This window comes from Paraglaciecola marina (assembly GCF_004360155.1).
Classification (GTDB): domain Bacteria; phylum Pseudomonadota; class Gammaproteobacteria; order Enterobacterales; family Alteromonadaceae; genus Paraglaciecola; species Paraglaciecola marina.
This window is the reverse complement of sequence record NZ_SAIS01000007.1, coordinates 22468-39549: the sequence shown is the minus strand read 5'-3', so window position 1 is coordinate 39549 and position 17082 is coordinate 22468. Positions and strand designations below refer to the sequence as shown.

Annotated in this window: 14 protein-coding genes; 3 read left to right on the top strand and 11 right to left on the bottom strand. The window is 39.5% G+C overall.

Annotated elements, in window-relative coordinates; genetic code table 11:
• Positions 1–17: 17 nt before the first annotated feature.
• On the bottom strand, positions 18–1742 hold the full coding sequence (locus EOK74_RS11065; RefSeq protein ID WP_239024090.1) for a pseudouridine synthase: 1725 nt from the start codon (positions 1740–1742) through the stop codon (positions 18–20).
• A gap of 86 nt (positions 1743–1828) precedes the next feature.
• A complete protein-coding gene (locus EOK74_RS11060) occupies positions 1829–2935 on the bottom strand; it encodes a DUF2891 domain-containing protein (protein ID WP_133470074.1) in 1107 nt (368 codons plus the stop codon).
• Positions 2936–3216: 281 nt separating this feature from the next.
• Between EOK74_RS11060 and EOK74_RS11055 the strand changes: the two genes are divergently transcribed.
• Together EOK74_RS11055 and EOK74_RS11050 are read left to right on the top strand one after the other, a co-directional pair.
• Positions 3217–5235 (top strand): cache domain-containing protein, encoded by a 2019-nt coding sequence (locus tag EOK74_RS11055; RefSeq protein ID WP_133470073.1) that lies wholly within the window; start codon positions 3217–3219, stop codon positions 5233–5235.
• Positions 5236–5561: 326 nt separating this feature from the next.
• Positions 5562–5825: an RNA recognition motif domain-containing protein gene (locus tag EOK74_RS11050; RefSeq protein WP_133470072.1), complete on the top strand. Its 264-nt coding sequence runs from the start codon at positions 5562–5564 to the stop codon at positions 5823–5825.
• 36 nt (positions 5826–5861) lie between these two features.
• Here EOK74_RS11050 and EOK74_RS11045 read toward each other — a convergent pair whose 3' ends face one another.
• Entirely contained in the window at positions 5862–6362 is a 501-nt protein-coding gene (locus EOK74_RS11045; protein ID WP_133470071.1) for a VC2046/SO_2500 family protein, read from the bottom strand.
• 214 nt (positions 6363–6576) lie between these two features.
• Here EOK74_RS11045 and EOK74_RS11040 point away from each other — a divergent pair, with 214 nt between their 5' ends.
• A complete protein-coding gene (locus tag EOK74_RS11040) occupies positions 6577–8676 on the top strand; it encodes a trypsin-like serine protease (protein WP_133470070.1) in 2100 nt (699 codons plus the stop codon).
• Between the two features lie 67 nt (positions 8677–8743).
• On the opposite strand, the gene EOK74_RS21195 is transcribed toward EOK74_RS11040, so the two are convergent.
• The 8 genes from EOK74_RS21195 to recJ form a co-directional block, all read right to left on the bottom strand.
• Positions 8744–9838, bottom strand: a complete 1095-nt coding sequence (locus EOK74_RS21195; protein ID WP_133470069.1) for a methyl-accepting chemotaxis protein — start codon at positions 9836–9838, stop codon at positions 8744–8746.
• Between the two features lie 94 nt (positions 9839–9932).
• Positions 9933–10733, bottom strand: coding sequence for a nucleoside triphosphate pyrophosphohydrolase (mazG, locus tag EOK74_RS11030; RefSeq protein WP_420818929.1), 801 nt, complete (start codon positions 10731–10733; stop codon positions 9933–9935).
• Positions 10734–10736: 3 nt separating this feature from the next.
• Positions 10737–12902: a GTP diphosphokinase gene (gene relA / locus EOK74_RS11025; RefSeq protein ID WP_133470068.1), complete on the bottom strand. Its 2166-nt coding sequence runs from the start codon at positions 12900–12902 to the stop codon at positions 10737–10739.
• A 168-nt stretch (positions 12903–13070) separates the two neighbouring features.
• Complete coding sequence (gene acpS / locus EOK74_RS11020) at positions 13071–13451, bottom strand: holo-ACP synthase (protein ID WP_133470067.1); 381 nt, start codon at positions 13449–13451, stop codon at positions 13071–13073.
• 5 nt (positions 13452–13456) lie between these two features.
• Positions 13457–14188, bottom strand: coding sequence for a pyridoxine 5'-phosphate synthase (gene pdxJ, locus EOK74_RS11015; RefSeq protein WP_133470066.1), 732 nt, complete (start codon positions 14186–14188; stop codon positions 13457–13459).
• Positions 14185–14922, bottom strand: coding sequence for a DNA repair protein RecO (gene recO, locus EOK74_RS11010; RefSeq protein WP_133470065.1), 738 nt, complete (start codon positions 14920–14922; stop codon positions 14185–14187). The genes pdxJ and recO overlap by 4 nt, the downstream gene beginning before the upstream one ends.
• Before the next feature lie 40 nt (positions 14923–14962).
• The gene (locus tag EOK74_RS11005; protein WP_133470064.1) at positions 14963–15244 is read right to left on the bottom strand and encodes a hypothetical protein; all 282 of its coding nucleotides are present in this window, start codon (positions 15242–15244) and stop codon (positions 14963–14965) included.
• Positions 15245–15323: 79 nt separating this feature from the next.
• Complete coding sequence (recJ, locus tag EOK74_RS11000; RefSeq protein ID WP_205964655.1) at positions 15324–17042, bottom strand: single-stranded-DNA-specific exonuclease RecJ; 1719 nt, start codon at positions 17040–17042, stop codon at positions 15324–15326.
• Between the last annotated feature and the right edge of the window lie 40 nt (positions 17043–17082).

Sequence of the window (17082 nt, the reverse complement as noted above, 5' to 3'; positions counted from 1 at the left end):
AAAAGCCAATTCAAATGTTAAAACTCTGCTTCAACTTTAAAGGTCATTAGCTCTTTGCTTTTGGGGTGCCTAATCGTCAGGCTTTGTGCATGCAGGTGTAAACGATTAGTGCGAACGCCGTATAAATCATCACCAACTATGGGCATATTTAACCCTTCTGCATGGGCACAGTGCAACCTTAATTGGTGAGTACGACCCGTATGCGGAGTAAGCAATACCTTAGCTTGATTGGTATCCGGGTAACGCTTGATCACTTGCCAATACGTTTTTGCAGGCTTGCCGTCTTTGTTACAAATAATCTGTCTAGGCCTGTCGAAATAGTCGCCCCGCATTGGCAGGTTTATTTCACCTTGTTCTTGCTCTGGTAGCCCTGATATTAAGGCGACATATTCTTTATGGACATCCCGCTGTATAAATTGCTTTTGCAAAAACTTATTCGCTTTAGGGTTAAGGGCTAACACCATTAATCCAGATGTAGACATATCTAACCTGTGCACAATTAAAGAGCCAGTAGCATCAGGAAACTGCTGCTTAATGCGCAGATACACTGAGTCGGATATTTCTTTACCGGGCACAGATAAAAACTCTATGGGCTTATTAACAATAACGATATCTTCATCTTGATGGATGATTTCTAAGGTTTTATCCTCACCACAGTTTTGAATAAGAGGGTTATCCTCAACCTCTAACCCAATTAGCATGTGCTTTAAAATAGGGTGACATTTTCCCATGCAAGCTGGGTAATATTGTTTGTGCTGCCTGATTTCAGACTTAGGTGACGCCCCCCACCAAAACTCGGCCATAGCCAATGGCGTAAGCTGATGTTCAAAGGCGTAATGCAACAGTTTAGGAGCGGCACACTCTCCCGCTCCTGCAGGGGGTGTTTTAAGTGCGGTTTCTGCAAATATGTCTAGTAGACTTTTAGGCACTAATTCTTGATTTAAGAACTGATATTGAGAAAATATTTTGTTTTGTAAGTTAGCGGATAAGGTTTTTCGTTGACGCTTTAATGTAGCGATATCTTCAGTCAATTCTGCAAGCTGCTGCTGCGCTTTTTCTATCGCGCTTTGCGTCTCGTTGGTTAGGTCTTTCAAGCGCCACTTATCATAGACACTTTGCACCGCTAACTCTTTAAGAGCGTCTTCACTGCTATCATTACCTTCTTGGTTTGTTAGCGTTCTTCGCTTGGCCTTTCGTACTTTGCGGTTAGCTATTAACTCTTCTCTAAGTGCTGCTAATTGCTGCTCACAATCAGCTTTAACCTGTTCTAACTGCTGTGTTAAAACAACTAACTCAGGGGCATTTTCTTTAATTTCTATTTGTTCATTTAACTGGTTAATCACGACCTGTTCAGCCAGAAAAAAGCTATCTTTAGCTAACAAATCAAATACGGGAGGAACAAAGCCATCAATATGATTTTTTTTAGCTAACTTACCTGAAAAAGCAGCAATAAAGCCGATACATCCTGCAATATTGCGCACAAGTAACACTCCAAACATCTTGCCAATAATGACATTGGGATCATCAGACAAACCAAAATTGTGATACCAACTTTTTTGCCTTTGAAGATACCCCTGCAATTGCTCTGCAGCAAGCATACATAAAGGATGCGGCTCATAATAAAATGGGAATGTAAAACGCTCCGGTAATCCATAGTCCTCAATAGGCACAGTGAAGTCAGTAAAACATGAGTTTTCAAACGCTTTTAATTGTGGGCTAATATTCAATGTTCTGGAGGTCACTGTGATAGTTTTTATTGTAACCATAACATTTAAATGACAAGTACAAAGCCTGCCACCTAAAGGTTATGGGTAATCGAAGTGCTGGCTTATTGTAAACCTGCCCGTGTTTCTAAATAGGTAGCAAAACTACCTAACCAATGGCTTCCCATGTAATGCATATCGTGAATAACCGCGTTTATGCCGGCCTTTTTATGGCTTTTAGCTGCATTGATGATTGCGCTTTTTCTGGCATCTTGATCACTCAGTACCGACGCAACGCCCTCTAACATCCAAGCGCGGCTTAAATTTAATCCATCTAGATGGGCAAGTTTGCCATCACTTTTATCTGAAACGGTGGCAACGGTTAACCAATTAGCACTGCCATCAGTAGGTATTGAAGGTAAAAAATCAGCTAACCACTTAGCGTATTGTGCGGGCGCTAATACTCTTCGCATCAAGTCTGCCTCGGCAATACAAGGGGATAAAAAGTCTTGCCCAGAAGGCTCGTAATTTAGTGGGCAATTTACATCGTTTTTATATAAACGATTAACGGTTGTCGTTAGTAAATCATGAAAAACTTGATTGCCAGTAGTCACGCTCCAATCAAACATAAGCCCAAACGCAAAAGCGGTTTGGCTATGCTCACCTACACGGATAGGAAAAGCCAGCTTAGGTAGCCAAACACTAACATTTGCAACAATCTTATCTTCCAAAGGCCTAAGGATAGCTAACCACTCTTTTGCTTTAGGGTTATCCCAATGACGTAATTCACTAGTCAGTTGTAAAAACCAAGCCAAACCATAGGGGCGCTCAAAACTTGTGCCTGTATTGGGTCGATTAAAATAGTCAAGTTCTGCAGTAATGTTTACAGTCGTAAAGCTTTGCTCAAGGCTATCTAGAATATCCTGATAATGCACAGACTCTGGATATTGGCTAGCAATGCGGGTTAACAACCAATGTCCATGCACCGATGAGTGCCAATCAAAACAGCCGTAAAATGCTGGGTATAATTGTTTAGGCGTTTTCACATGCTCATCGCCTGTCATCATATGTTTAACAATATTAGGGTATTCTTTATGAACGCATTCAAGAGCTAACTCTGCGAAACGGTTCATGACTTGAGTTTCACTTGGCTGGTTTGGAATAGTCGTAGTATTACTAAAGGCATTAACACAATAAAAAACCGCTAACGCACATGCTGTGATCATTTTCATTATTATTTCTTTTGGACATGAAAGATTTGTTAATAAAAAATAATAAACGCTCACAGCAGCCATAGCAATACAGAACAAAACCAATACTAAAGTCGAAGAAATAATAAGGCTAAACTTTATTTATGACATTCAAATAGTTAGATACTATCCTATTCATAAAATAGTGATTGCATAGCAATCAATTTTTGCATTTAATACTAAAGTTTGTACAAGTTGCGACCGATTACTCTAAATAGATAAGGATGTCTGTTAAATAATAATAATAAATAGGCCAAGGCATTTTGAATACTTTACTTTCTAATAATCAACAACAGTTAAAATCTGCGATTCCACTCATTAAAACCTACGATGAGCGCTTGCAAGCGCTGAACCATTGGTGGGGCAAAATATCACTAATTGGTAAGATTAATAGTCAAAATGTATCTGATAGTATTCTTGAAGAAATGCATTACACCAGAGAAAAATTTTCAAAGCTACAAGGACGATTAATTGAAAATTTATTAAGAGCCCACTTACAAAAACGTATTGCAGACGACCACAACAAATCTCAAGTGGCTATAGATATTCTCATTAGGAATTTATTTGAACGTACAGCGGATGTAGGATTTTTGGCTACGGATGATGATATTAGAGCGTTTTTATTAAAGCCAAACAAAGACGCGAATGATGTAATAACACTTCAAGCACGTTTACAAGAGTATGTTAAGAAATATAGTGTTTATGATGAAATCATAATTCTGGATCCCCAAGGAAATGTGCAAGTTAACTTAGACCCTAACAGCAAGATCACCCACAGTGATGACCCTTTAATTGCCAACACACTAAACACTAGCGAAGACTACGTAGAAACCTTTCGTAAAAGTGATCTACAACCACAACTTGACCACTCATTAATTTACTCTTGTGCAATTAAAAGCACAAACCACCAAAACGCTGATACGCTAGGTGTATTATGTTTATGCTTTCGGTTTGATGATGAAATGCAAGGAATTTTTAATAATTTACAGTCAGAAAGCGCTGCCAGTACCATTACGATTGTGGACAATAAAGGGACTGTTATTGCGACTAATCACCCAGATAAAATACCTTTAAATGATAGACTCCCTAAACATGAAGCTCCCATCATAGTAAAATTTAACAAGCACGAATATTTGTCGACCCAATCTCATACCAAAGGGTATCAAGGTTTTATGGGGCTATCTTGGTGTGGCCAGGTTATGACTCCTTTAAAAGAAGCTTTTAAGCACTCTAAAGACACCCAAAATTCACAAAAAGACGCCTTTACTTTGTTAGATTCTGAATTATTTTCTGATGATCTGAAGGAAATATATAGAAGCTCTAGTTTAATCAATGATGATCTTAGCTTAGTGGTGCTAAATGGTATTATTGCGGCTGCTAGAAATAATGCTGTTGAATTTATGCCTGTGCTTTCCGAAATCAAAAAAACGGGCCAAGGTATAACCTCTATTTTTTCAGATTCTATAGATAACCTTCAAGACACAGTATTAAGCGCTAGGTTAAGTGACGTTAGGTTTTTCGCAAGTCTAGCCATAGATATAATGGATCGTAACCTCTACGAAAGAGCCAATGATTGCAGATGGTGGGCATTAACCACTGTTTTTAGAGAGCATTTGCAAGAACATGAACTAACCGATCAAGCGAAACAAGAAATTACAGACATCCTGTATTACATTAATGACTTATACACTGTCTATACCAACCTATATGTTTACGATAAAAATGGCGTTATCATAGCCGTCTCAAACAAAGAGCAGGCGAACATGATCGGCAAACCCACTGAACAGCATAGTGGGGCACAAGAAGCTTTACAAAACACCAACTCTCAGACATACACGGTATCGAGTTTTACTCCGAGTAACCAATATCAGGACGATTACACTTATATTTATAATGCTTCCATTACTAGTATGCAGCAGCCTACAGTCATTGGCGGTATTGGTATAGTGTTCGATAGTACGCCTGAGTTCAAAGAAATGCTAAACGACACCTTACCGACAGATGAGCAAGGTGTTGCGTTGCAAGGATGCTTTGCTTTCTATTGCCAAAGAGACGGCATGATTATTTCTCATACCCAGAATTCACCGCAAAAAGTGGGTGAAATTCTCGATTTAGACAAATCCTTATTAATGCTAGGCAATGGCCAACAAGACTCGTTATTACTTAATTACAAAGGTACTAATTATGCGGTTGGAATATCAGCATCAAATGGCTATAGAGAATATAAAACCACAGGTGACTACAATAATGATATTGTAGCATTCGTCATGCTACCAAGTTAAAAGGACAAAAAACACAACTTAAGGTTAGCTATTGTTAACTTTAAGTTCGTCCTAAAAAGTTTTTTAGTATTTAAGGCACTAAAAATCATTTACCTATATCAAAAAAGTTATCAACCAAGTCGCCCATCAGATCCTTTCTCTCCAACTAGCTATTAAAACGTGATTATTTGGTTATGTTTCAAATATTTAGAGGTAGATCATACACATATTTGCGTAATATTAACCTTTGGAGAGGCGCATGTGGCATAGTAGCGCCATTCAATTATTAAAAAATACCGAGTTGACTTGAAGCTTGGCTCAGGCATTTTTTCACATGGGAACACTCTATGAAAATATTAATTCGTAACTTAGATCGGGCAACCACAGAAGATGATCTTAAGCTATTGTTTGACGAATATGGAACTGTGCAATCTTGTAATTTAGTTGTAGATAAGGTCAGTGGCAATTCAAAAGGTTTTGCGTTTGTTGAAATGCCAAAGGCAGGAGAAGCAAAAGCAGCAATTAAAAACCTAAATTATAAAGAACTTGGAAATAGTAAAATACGCGTTAAAAAAGCAGAAGATAAAACACCGGAGACACCTAGCAACTAACTCAGTGAAAAAGAGCAATAGCATCCCATTAGGTAATTAAACTGATATGGGATTGAGTTCATCCAAAATATCAAATAGCCCTGTTTCGTCGACTTTAATATCTGCTACTGTTTGGTTTTTCATTCTGCTTTGAGCATACACACTTGCATTGGCGAGAACATCTTCATCTATGCTGAGGCAGTTATTGTGTTGTGACAAAGGCTCAGGATGCATGGCCATCCACAGCTGAGCAGAAGCCAAGTAACCAGTCTCTATTAATTTCCCGGTATTGTTACAGCCTTGCCAATATTCTTGGTTGGCTTCTAATGGTGAACTTCGATAGTGATAAAGCTCTGAATTTTCACCCACAGCACGCAAAGTGGATTCTGAGTCTTCAAAGCGTGGCCGATGCAAGCTATTTGGCTCTAGCATTGCCATTAGTAAGGAAAATTTAGCTCCTTGTTGTGACGCTCGATTGATGTCGCCATTAAGCTCAAAATCATTGGGCAAAGCGAATTCCGCAGAGCCTATGTCTAATGTATTTTCAGAACTTAGCAATTTAGATTTACACCAATAAAGTACCTGTTACTGTATTTATCGCTTTTGATACCAAAGACTTTAGGTAAATCTGTATATTAGTTGCCTAACCTTTGACATTTGAAATTAAATCACCAGAATGTCTGGTCAGACTTTTAGTCGCTATATTTTATAGTTACAACAAGCTATCTCTTTAACTTATGACTACTACTTGTATTATTTAGGAATTTTTTTAATGAATAGACTGCTAACCGCTATCTTCCCTTGGGCGATACTTACTATCTCTCCTTACGTATTTTCCGCTAGTGACAGCAGCTTATTAAATACTAAAAGCAATAACTCTTTAATTGAGTCTCGAATAGTTGGCGGTGAGGTAGCCGATGTTAGTGATTGGCCATGGATAGCAGCGTATGTAAACACCATCAATGTCATAACTACTAGCTTAGAAGTTGACAATATTAGCTATACAAGTGATTACTTTACTTACGGTGTAGCTGGTTCCGCAAGTGCCGAACTTGTGTCATGTGGTATTGCGGATGAATTATGTGTGGATGCCGATGCAAAAGTCTGTCTCATTGAAAGAGGCGAAATAAACTTCTCTGAAAAAGCTGATAACTGTGAAGCTGCAGGCGGTGTAGGCGCAATCATTTATAATAATGAAGAAGAAGGAAACATTGAAGGCACCTTAGGATCAGATTACACAGGCACTATACCTGTATTAGCAATTACTCGAGCAGATGGTTTAATTCTATTAGAAGAGTTAGGCAGTATAGCAAGTATAAGTGTTAGTGACTCAACTTCCCTAGCACAAGAGATAGTTTGCGGAGGCTCTTTTATTGGAGACAAATGGGTAATAACGGCTGCCCATTGTGTGGAAGACGGCAGCGCTAGCTTTCTTAAAATGAATATAGGAGAGTACGACTTATCAGACGGTGCGGATAACGCCATAGACATTGCTAATGTATACATACACCCTTCATATAACAGCAATACATTTGAAAACGATATTGCCATTGTTGAATTAGCAGAATCAGTAAATACATCAGCAGTAACCATTGCGACTTCAGAGGTAACCTCTCAATATGCTATTGAAAACAGTATAGCCACAGTGGCGGGTTGGGGAGGCACAACCGGTTATGAACCAGGAGAAGGCGCTACTTCAGGTTTTCCCGATATATTGCGCCAAGTCGACTTACAGTTAATGACTAATGAACAATGCATAGACATATTAAATGAAAGTGTGTTGGTTGATGACGAAGATATAACCAGTAACATGATTTGCGCTGCTATTCCTGAGGGTGGCAAAGGCTCTTGCCAAGGAGATAGTGGTGGGCCATTAGTTATTAATACTGGTTCAGGGGTACAACAAGTTGGCATAGTAAGCTTTGGGTTTGGCTGTGCCGCAGAAGGCTACCCTGGTGTGTATACCCGAGTATCTCAATATATTGACTGGATAAATAACATAACAGGTGGAGTAGCCATCGAAACCCAGTTTGACTTTGGTAGTGTTTTAGAGGGCAATTCTTACACTGAAGACTTTACGGTATCTAACAATAGTGTATCAACAGCTACATTAAGCTTTGAGGTGACTGGTAGTACAGCTGTGAGTATAGATAGCAACAATTGCACTACTCTTGAAGCGACTGAAAGCTGTGAAATAACTGTAATTTACACTCCATCAATTAGTGAAGACTTAGATGCAATTGTTAGTATTGTAACCGATGACGAGAACATACCAGCAAACAGCTTAAATTTAACCGCTCTTGCACTAGGTGAGTCCAATTCAATTGGAGCCTTAGTAGGAGAAACGGCAGTAACTTGGTTCAGTGGAGGCACAGGGGATCTAGGTTGGGTGTCTAATAATGTTCAAGGTATTGAAAGTGGTGCCATTAGCGATTTACAAGAAAGTACAGTTGTAGCCTTAGTAGACAGTGAGGGTACTTTTACCTTCGAGTGGGCTGTTTCATCAGAAGAAAATACCTCTTTGGAGGTCACAGATGAGGACTATGAACCCTACGACGCACTATTTGTGTATTTAAATGATGAATTACTCGATTATATCTCCGGAGAAGTTGAGTTCAGTGAATACACTATAGAGTTATCAGCTGGTGAAAACCTGATTACCTGGGTTTATAGTAAAGACTTAAATACCAGTGCTGGTGAAGACAAGGGGTTTATTCAGAATGTTAGTTTTACGCCAGTAGACACCGAAACAACAACCCCCGTCACTACAACTAGTAGCTCTTCAGGTGGAGGGAGTATGTTTTGGCTAACACTTATGATGTTAGTTAGCTTGATGGGTAGGTTTGGACTACAAGGAAAAGTGCGGAAGTAACTCAAGAACCATTAGAAATCAGAAACACAAACTCACTTTTAACTAAATGAGTTTGTGCCCTTTTGAATTACAATGCCTCAGCTAAGTCATCTAAACAAGACATGACTTCTTGCCCTGCATCTTCCATTTTAACTAGATATTTCACTGCTTCATCTTTATTGTTCTCAGCGAAGAGCTGCATTGCTTTTAAGCCATTTGAATGCACTTCAGCGTGGCAGCGGTCTAAACTTCTGAAAGAGGTATTATCAGAGTACTTTTGTTTGCCTTCACCTTGGTACCACTTCCCTAAACGACATATTTTATGGTCTTCAAAATCATTAATTCCTTTATCTTTCATTCCATAAATAACAGCATAAACTTCACTTTTCCAAACAATATGATCTAGTTTAACGGTTTGAATAAAAGAGCGATGAGAGCTAGTGGTTATTGCATCTTTCATGGTATTACAACAAGCAATAATTGAACTGAAATTATTGTCTAACTCACTAACTCCAATAGATAGAGTATCGTTGTTATCTTTGATTTCATCCACCGAATCCACAGCACTTTTGGTTGATGAAATAATATCACCTACTAAATCTGCTACTTCGCTCGCTGATTTATTGGTTTCATTTGCAAGGGAACGCACTTCATCTGCAACCACACTAAACCCTCGCCCGGCATCCCCTGCTCTAGCTGCCTCTATAGCAGCATTTAAGGCTAATAGATTAGTTTGATCTGATATACTTGTGATAGTAGTTACGAATGTATTTATATTATCGGCTTTATCAGAAAGACCTGAGATATTGGTGGTCATTGCAACCATTTTTGAACTTAAGCCAGCCATTGACTTAGCTATTGTGTCTAAAGATTCTGTTGAAGTGTCAAATAACTGGTTAATATCTGTTATGGATTCACTCTGCTTTTCAATACGTTGAAATGAATCAAGCACTGTCTGCCTGATACCTTCAACTTGGCCCATAGAATCAATAGTACATTTAACTAATATTTTTTCGTAATTGTCAGGTGATGATGCAGCTAAAGATTTAGCCTCCGCGTCGGCTTTGAGTTCTATATTCTCTGCTCGTAAAGCGTCTACTTGCTGCGATAATTCAACCACAGTTTGTTGTAATTCTTTTTTCTGTGATTCTACTTTTTTATGCTGTGAAGAAAAAACAAACATACAGATCCTTTATTTACTAATATCATAAGTTAGTATCGACATATTAGTTTAGATCTTAAACAAACCAAACATCGAGTTATAGAAAAACTACTCTTTAGTTTTTCACTTGTTGCCATGCGGCTTCCATTTCATCTAATCCTGCTGAATGAATTGAAGACTCATGATTTTTTAAAATTATTTCTACTTGTCTAAAACGCTGCTCAAATTTGTTATTAGCCTTAATTAAAGCACTTTCGGCATTTACATTAAGGTGTCTGGCAAGGTTAACCACAGAAAATAATAAATCACCAACTTCTTCTTCTATTGCTTCTTGATTGGGATTATCTGCTTGAACTTCTTGCAATACTTCTTGAATTTCTTCATGAACCTTTTCAACAACGGGCTCTAGTATAGGCCAATCGAACCCGACTTTGGCACATTGTTTTTGTATTTTGTAAGCTTTTAATAAAGGGGTTAGGCCACTAGGTAAGTTCGCCAAAACACTCTCATCGGTATCTTTTTTGGTGTTAGCCCGTTCTTGTGCTTTGATGGCATCCCACTGTTTTGATAACTCAAGCTCATTTTTAGCTTTACTGTCTGCAAACACATGGGGATGACGCCGCACTAACTTATCACTTATCCCCTGGGCAATATCGTCAAAGGTAAATGCTTGTTGTTCTGCCCCTAACTGACCATAAAACACTACTTGAAACAATAGATCTCCAAGCTCATCTTTTATATCTATCATATCTTTACGGGCTATGGCATCCGCTACTTCATAGGTTTCTTCAATAGTATAGGGCACAATCGTTTCAAAGGTTTGTTGTTGATCCCATGGGCAACCCAAATCAGGATCACGCAAACGTTGCATAATCTGTAGAAGTTTTTCAATAGGCGGGACACCTTGATTCACCAAGGATTAACCGTTATCCGTTTTGTATACATTAGTTACACCTTTCACTGACTGCAATCTTGCAATAGTTTTTAACAATGTAGTTAAGTCTTTAACTTCAATGTTCAGCTCAATTTTGGCCGTATTGAGTTTAGTATCACTAGAGCTATTCACCCCAAGTAAACTCACTCTTTCGTTAGTTAAAACGGTGGTAACATCTCTTAACACACCAGCCCTGTCGGTACTCTGCACCACGACTTTGGTTTGAAAGGCACCTTGTATATCACTAGCCCAATTTACATCAATTTGACGTTCTGGGTGAGTTTCAAGTAGATGCGCCAATTGGTCGCAATCTTGCCTGTGAACACTCACCCCACGACCTTGAGTAATATAACCTTGAATTGGTTCACCAGGCAGAGGCTGACAACAACCGGCAATTTGATGGAGCAAATTACCCACACCCTCTACTACTATAGTGTCTTTTTTAAGGTTTGAAGGTTTTCGTGACACAATTTTTAGATCTAATTCAGGCTCTGGCTCTGGTGCATGCTTTTGCTGCAAATAATGAACAACTTGCATAATGCGAATATCGCCAGCGCCTAAGGCTGAATATAAATCTTCTAGACTCTGCATATTAAAGCGCTCAGTAGCATCACTGGCCACTTTACCATCTATGCCTAATTTACCTAGCTCTCTATCAAGTAACTCTTTTCCGGCTATGGCATTTTTACTTTTATCTTGTCTTTTAAAGTAAGTTTGAATTTTGGCCCGCGCCCGAGAAGAGTAAACATATCCTAACCCAGGATGCATCCAATCTCGGCTAGGATTGGAATGTTTACCCGTTAACACTTCGACTTGGTCGCCCGTTTGTAATTGATAGGTAAAAGGCACAATTCGGCCCCCTACTTTGGCACCGTTGCATCTATGACCAACATTACTATGAATGTAATAAGCAAAATCCAATGGAGTAGAGCCCAACGGTAAATCAACCACATCACCATTTGGTGTAAACACGTACACTCTATCGTCAAACACTTGGCTTCGGAGCTCTTCTACCAAATCACCAGAGTCCGAGACTTCATCTTGCCACTGCAAAATTTTACGCAGCCAGTTTATGCGCTCTTCATACCCTGAGCGCCCAGATGCAGTGCCTTCTTTGTAACGCCAATGGGCAGCCACACCTAACTCTGCGTCTTGGTGCATTTTATCGGTACGGATTTGTATCTCTATGGTTTTGCCTTGTTTGCCCAAAGTCACAGTATGAATAGACTGATATCCGTTAGCTTTGGGTGTTGCAATATAATCATCAAACTCTTGTGGTAAATGATGCCAATTGGCATGCACTACACCTAAAGCAGCGTAACAGTCCTGCAGGCGTTCAGCTATGATTCTGACAGCACGAATATCGTACAACTGTTCAAAAGTCAGGTCTTTTTTCTGCATCTTTTTCCAGATGCTATAAATATGTTTAGGCCTTCCATAGACCTTAGCTTTAATTTTTTGCGCATCGAGAACGGATTGTAACTCTTCTACAAAATCAACGATGTAAACTTCTCTATCGGTTCTGCGCTCGTCTAATAATTTAGCAATTTGTTTATATGACTTAGGGTGTAAGTAACGAAACGAGTGATCTTCTAATTCCCACTTAAGCTGGCCTATTCCTAGCCTATTAGCTAATGGCGCATAAATGTTGGCACATTCACGAGCCACTAGAACTCGGGTTTCTTCATCTTCATTTTTTACTTTTTGTAAGGCACATATACGTTCTGCAAGCTTAAGCACTACAGCTCTTACATCTTCAACCATAGCGAGCAACATACGCCTAACGTTATCGATTTGTGCTTCATCATTTTTGCGGGCACTGTTAGCCCGAGTATGTAAAGACTTGATGGCATCCATGCGCCTTACACCGACAATTAACTTTTGAATGCCTTCACCAAATTGCTCGGCTATCTCACCTTCATTTAATTGGTGAACTTCACAGTAAGGATAGATAAGAGCCGCTTGAAGGGTTTCATCATCCATATGTAACTCATGGAGAATTTCCACCATTTCTTGGCCGGTCAATAATATTTCAGGGGTATCCGAAACGTCACGAATCTTCTGCTTGCTTGATTCAGGCAAGTTGAGCCCCGCTAACCACTCTGAGAATGGAGGGCGCTTTTCTTCATGTACTTTACGAATTGAAACCATAAAACAAGCCTTACTTCAGATATATCTATTTAGATATGTAAATTGGGACTTTCACAATCCCCTGCTCTTTCGTGAGTGTGTCTCACAGGTCTGGATATTAAACCTAAAAATCACCCGCTTAGTCTTGCCACAACAAGGATAATTTCAGCACCAATCGAGTGCATTTAATTAAAGTGACTCTAACACTACAGTCACAACGGCGTAGTGTTTTTCATCAGAAATCGATATAAAACTATTAGTAATCTGTTTTTGTTCACAAATTTCAGCGAATTTACCTGTAAAAACAAGACTGGGCTGGCCTGATGGAAGATTAATCACTTCGACATCTTTAAACCCTACTCCGTTTGCAATACCTGTGCCTAGGGCTTTCACCGCTGCCTCTTTAGCAGCAAATCGCTTAGCTAAAAATTGAGCTGGAAACTTATGAGTTTCAAATATTTGCAATTCGGCCGAAGTTAAAATGCGCTCGGCTATACGGGTAGAGTGACTAATAAGGTGCTCCATACGCACAATTTCAACTATGTCAGTGCCTAATCCTGCTATCGCCATAGATTCTACACCCTAGCTTCTTGCATAAGTCTACGCATGTCACTCACTGCCTTTGCCAGGCCATCAAAAGCTGCGCGCGCTATGATTGCATGACCAATATTTAACTCGTACAACTCTTCTATAGCCGCAATAGGTTTAACATTATGATAATGCAAACCATGACCCGCATTAACTTTAAGACCTTTTGAGTGAGCGTATTTTATACCTTCAATCAAAACAGCGAGTTCTTTTTGCTGCTCTTGTTCATTGCTAGCTTCAGCATATTGTCCAGTATGAATTTCGATATAAGGTGCACCCGCGACTATCGCAGCATCAATTTGAGTTTTATCAGCATCAATAAACAAAGATACTAAAATACCAGCTGCCGCCAAGCGTTCGCACGCTGCTGTCATTTTAGTTAGGTTACCGGCAACGTCTAAACCGCCTTCTGTTGTTAGCTCTTCACGCTTCTCGGGTACAAGACAACAAAATTCTGGCAAAGTTTGCTCAGCAATCAGTAACATTTCATCGGTTACTGCCATTTCTAAATTCATACGAGTTTGAATGGTTTGCTTTAAAATTTGTACATCGCGGTCAACGATATGTCGCCTATCTTCTCTTAAATGGACAGTTATACCATCTGCCCCTGCTCGTTCGGCAATTTCAGCTGCATGAACAGGATCTGGATACTGTGTTCCCCGAGCATTGCGTAGTGTCGCTATATGATCAATATTCACACCTAGCAAAATTTCTTTCATTTAAGCTCCTCACTTTTTCTAAAACCACTTTTAGTCCATGTTTGTTGAAAAAGCTCTCTGCTTTTCAACGGTTTATGTCCTAGTAAGTGGGCTAATGCAGTTCGCGTTATATACTTTGCACATTTTAAACTATCTGTCGTCCAATTATCATTAGTCATCGCAATAAGAGATTGACCAGAAAAACGATTAGAACCTATCGAGCCGCTACCTATGGCTGTAACACCTTGCTCTAACACTAGGCAATAATCGACATCCGGTTTAACTGGCTGATTGGTTTCAAAATCATGGAGTAAGTCTATTCCATATCCCAGTTCATCCAATAAAATAAGCTCAAACTGACGCAAACATGGTTCAACTTCACAATCACTTTGCAGCAAAATCAAGCTTTGAAAATAATACTCGTAAAGCTCTGGGTGTGGGACTTCTTTAGGTAGTAGCCGATTCAATAACTCATTTAAATACATGGCACAAAACAACTGATGGCCACCTAAATTAAGCATTTTACCGTTTGATTCTAGCTGATTGAGGTTTCGAAGTTCATGTTTACCAGAAACACTAAATAACAAGGGTTGAAAAGACTGTAATAAGCTTTTTTTATCGCCTTTATTTCCTCTCACGCCCCTGACCACTGTACTTATCTTACCCATTTCTAGGGTAAATAGATCAGTTAGGTAACTGGTTTCTCTGTATGCTCGGCGGTGCAATACAAAACCATGTAGTGGCTCAGAAACCAACAGAAATAACCTTATGTAAGGGGATTAATTAAGCGTTTGCTTAACTGACTTTAATGCGTACCACTTTCATGGCTTCAAATTCCATTCCGGCGATATCTTCGGTGATAGGATAATACGTTAAATTAACTCTGGAGCCAGTCAGGTTTTTATACATTTTTCTACGACGAAACTTAAAAGGCACATCAGTCCCTTCGATCATCAGCGTATTAGCAAACCAATCATCGTCTTTTCTTTGAACATGAGAGACCACAGACATATCTTCTGAATGTGTGAGGTTATCGTGTTTATCTAATAACTTTTCTACGTCGGATTTTTTTGCCATAACATTTTTTAATTCGATAAAAAAACTAGTCTAGCACTTTTCGGGAATTTCATAAATGCTTAAGCTTCAAACCACAGCATTATAAAGCTAGCAAACCATCAACCATTAATTGTAAGCTGGTTTTTCCTCGAAATTCATTAATATCTAATTTATAAGCCACACTCACATGGCGACAATCTGGGTTTGGCCACAAAGCTAAGTCAATGTTAAAAGCAATGGCGTCAATTAATATTCCACTTGCATGTTTGAGCATCATTTTTAAATGCTTACTGCCCACAAGGCGCTGGTCCATAAGTTGAAATTCACCATCAAATAACGGTTCTGGAAACTGCTGCCCCCAAGGCCCAGCATCTTTTACTTGCTGTGCAAAATCCAAGGTGAAATCTGCAGCATCTAGATCACCATCTGTCACCAATTCGCCAGCTAAGGGTTTGTCCTCTAGGGCTTCTTCAGCCAATTGGTTAAATGCCTGCTTGAAAGCTTGTAAATTATTTAAAGGTAAACTTAAACCTGCCGCCATCGCATGGCCACCAAACTTACTAATAATATCTGGATAACGACTATTTAACTCTTCAAGTAAGTCTCGAATATGTAACCCCGGAATAGACCGAGCAGAGCCTTTGAGGTTATGGTCATCATGGTGCGCAAAAGCGATAGTCGGGCGATAGTACTTCTCTTTTATGCGCCCAGCTAAAATTCCAATCACCCCTTGATGGTAGGTTTCTTCGTAAAGCACTAAACCAAAAGGTAAGCTATTAGCTTCCAGGTTTAAGTTATCCAATGCTTTAACTGCCTCTTGTTGCATTGAACCTTCAATTTCACGGCGCTCTCGATTTAGGCCATCAAGTTGTACTGCAATTTGTCGTGCTTTAGTGTCAGAGTCTGTCAGCAGGCACTCAATACCCAATGACATGTCATCTAAACGCCCTGCTGCATTTAGGCGCGGACCAATCACAAAACCTAAGTCAGATGCTTGCATGCGGCGCTTATCTCTGGACGCGACTTCCATAATGGCTTTTATACCAGGACGACATTTATTACCGCGAATACGTTGTAAGCCTTGATGTACCAATATTCGGTTGTTGGCATCAAGAGGCACCACGTCTGCCACAGTTCCTAAGGCGACGACATCGAGTAAATCTGCCAAGTTTGGTATAGGTATTCCCTTTTGTTCAAACCACCCTATTTGTTTCAACTCAGCCCTTAACGCCAACATCAGATAAAAGGCAACCCCCACCCCAGCTAAGTTTTTAGATAAAAACTCACACCCAGGTTGATTTGGATTAACAATAGCATCAGCATTGGGCAGAGATTCTGCCGCTAGGTGATGATCAGTTATCACTACATCCATCCCTAAGGACTTAGCTTTTGCTACGCCAGCAAAGCAGGCAATTCCATTATCAACAGTCATAATCAACTGTGCTTTTTGTTGGTGAGCCACATCTACAATTTCTGGACTTAAGCCATAACCAAAATCAAAACGATTAGGCACCAGGTAATCATGATGCTTAGAGCCCATCCATGCTAAAGACAACATACTAAGCGCGGTACTAGTCGCACCATCAGCATCGAAATCACCAATAATCATAATTTTTCGCTCTGCCAAAATAGCGTCAGCGAGTAACTTAATTGCTTTAGATACCCCAGTTAAATCTTGGTAATGCAACAAAGACTGTACGTTTTTCTGCAGCTGAGATTCACTTTCTATGCCTCTGTCGGCGTAAATTTGTTTGATTCTAGGATGGATTGAATCCGGTAAGTGACTACTATCTTGATGTTCTCTGCGGCGTATTTGCACATTAGGCATAAGGACTATCTATATTTTAAAGGACAAAAAC

Bases quoted from the DNA above. Each gene is read 5' to 3' on its own strand.
- EOK74_RS21195 (WP_133470069.1), bottom strand. From the start codon at position 9,838: ATGTTTGTTTTTTCTTCACAGCATAAAAAAGTAGAATCACAGAAAAAA.
- EOK74_RS11005 (WP_133470064.1), bottom strand. From the start codon at position 15,244: ATGGCAAAAAAATCCGACGTAGAAAAGTTATTAGATAAACACGATAAC.
- EOK74_RS11060 (WP_133470074.1), bottom strand. From the start codon at position 2,935: ATGAAAATGATCACAGCATGTGCGTTAGCGGTTTTTTATTGTGTTAAT.
- relA (WP_133470068.1), bottom strand. From the start codon at position 12,902: ATGGTTTCAATTCGTAAAGTACATGAAGAAAAGCGCCCTCCATTCTCA.
- acpS (WP_133470067.1), bottom strand. From the start codon at position 13,451: ATGGCGATAGCAGGATTAGGCACTGACATAGTTGAAATTGTGCGTATG.
- EOK74_RS11050 (WP_133470072.1), top strand. From the start codon at position 5,562: ATGAAAATATTAATTCGTAACTTAGATCGGGCAACCACAGAAGATGAT.
- EOK74_RS11040 (WP_133470070.1), top strand. From the start codon at position 6,577: ATGAATAGACTGCTAACCGCTATCTTCCCTTGGGCGATACTTACTATC.
- pdxJ (WP_133470066.1), bottom strand. From the start codon at position 14,188: ATGAAAGAAATTTTGCTAGGTGTGAATATTGATCATATAGCGACACTA.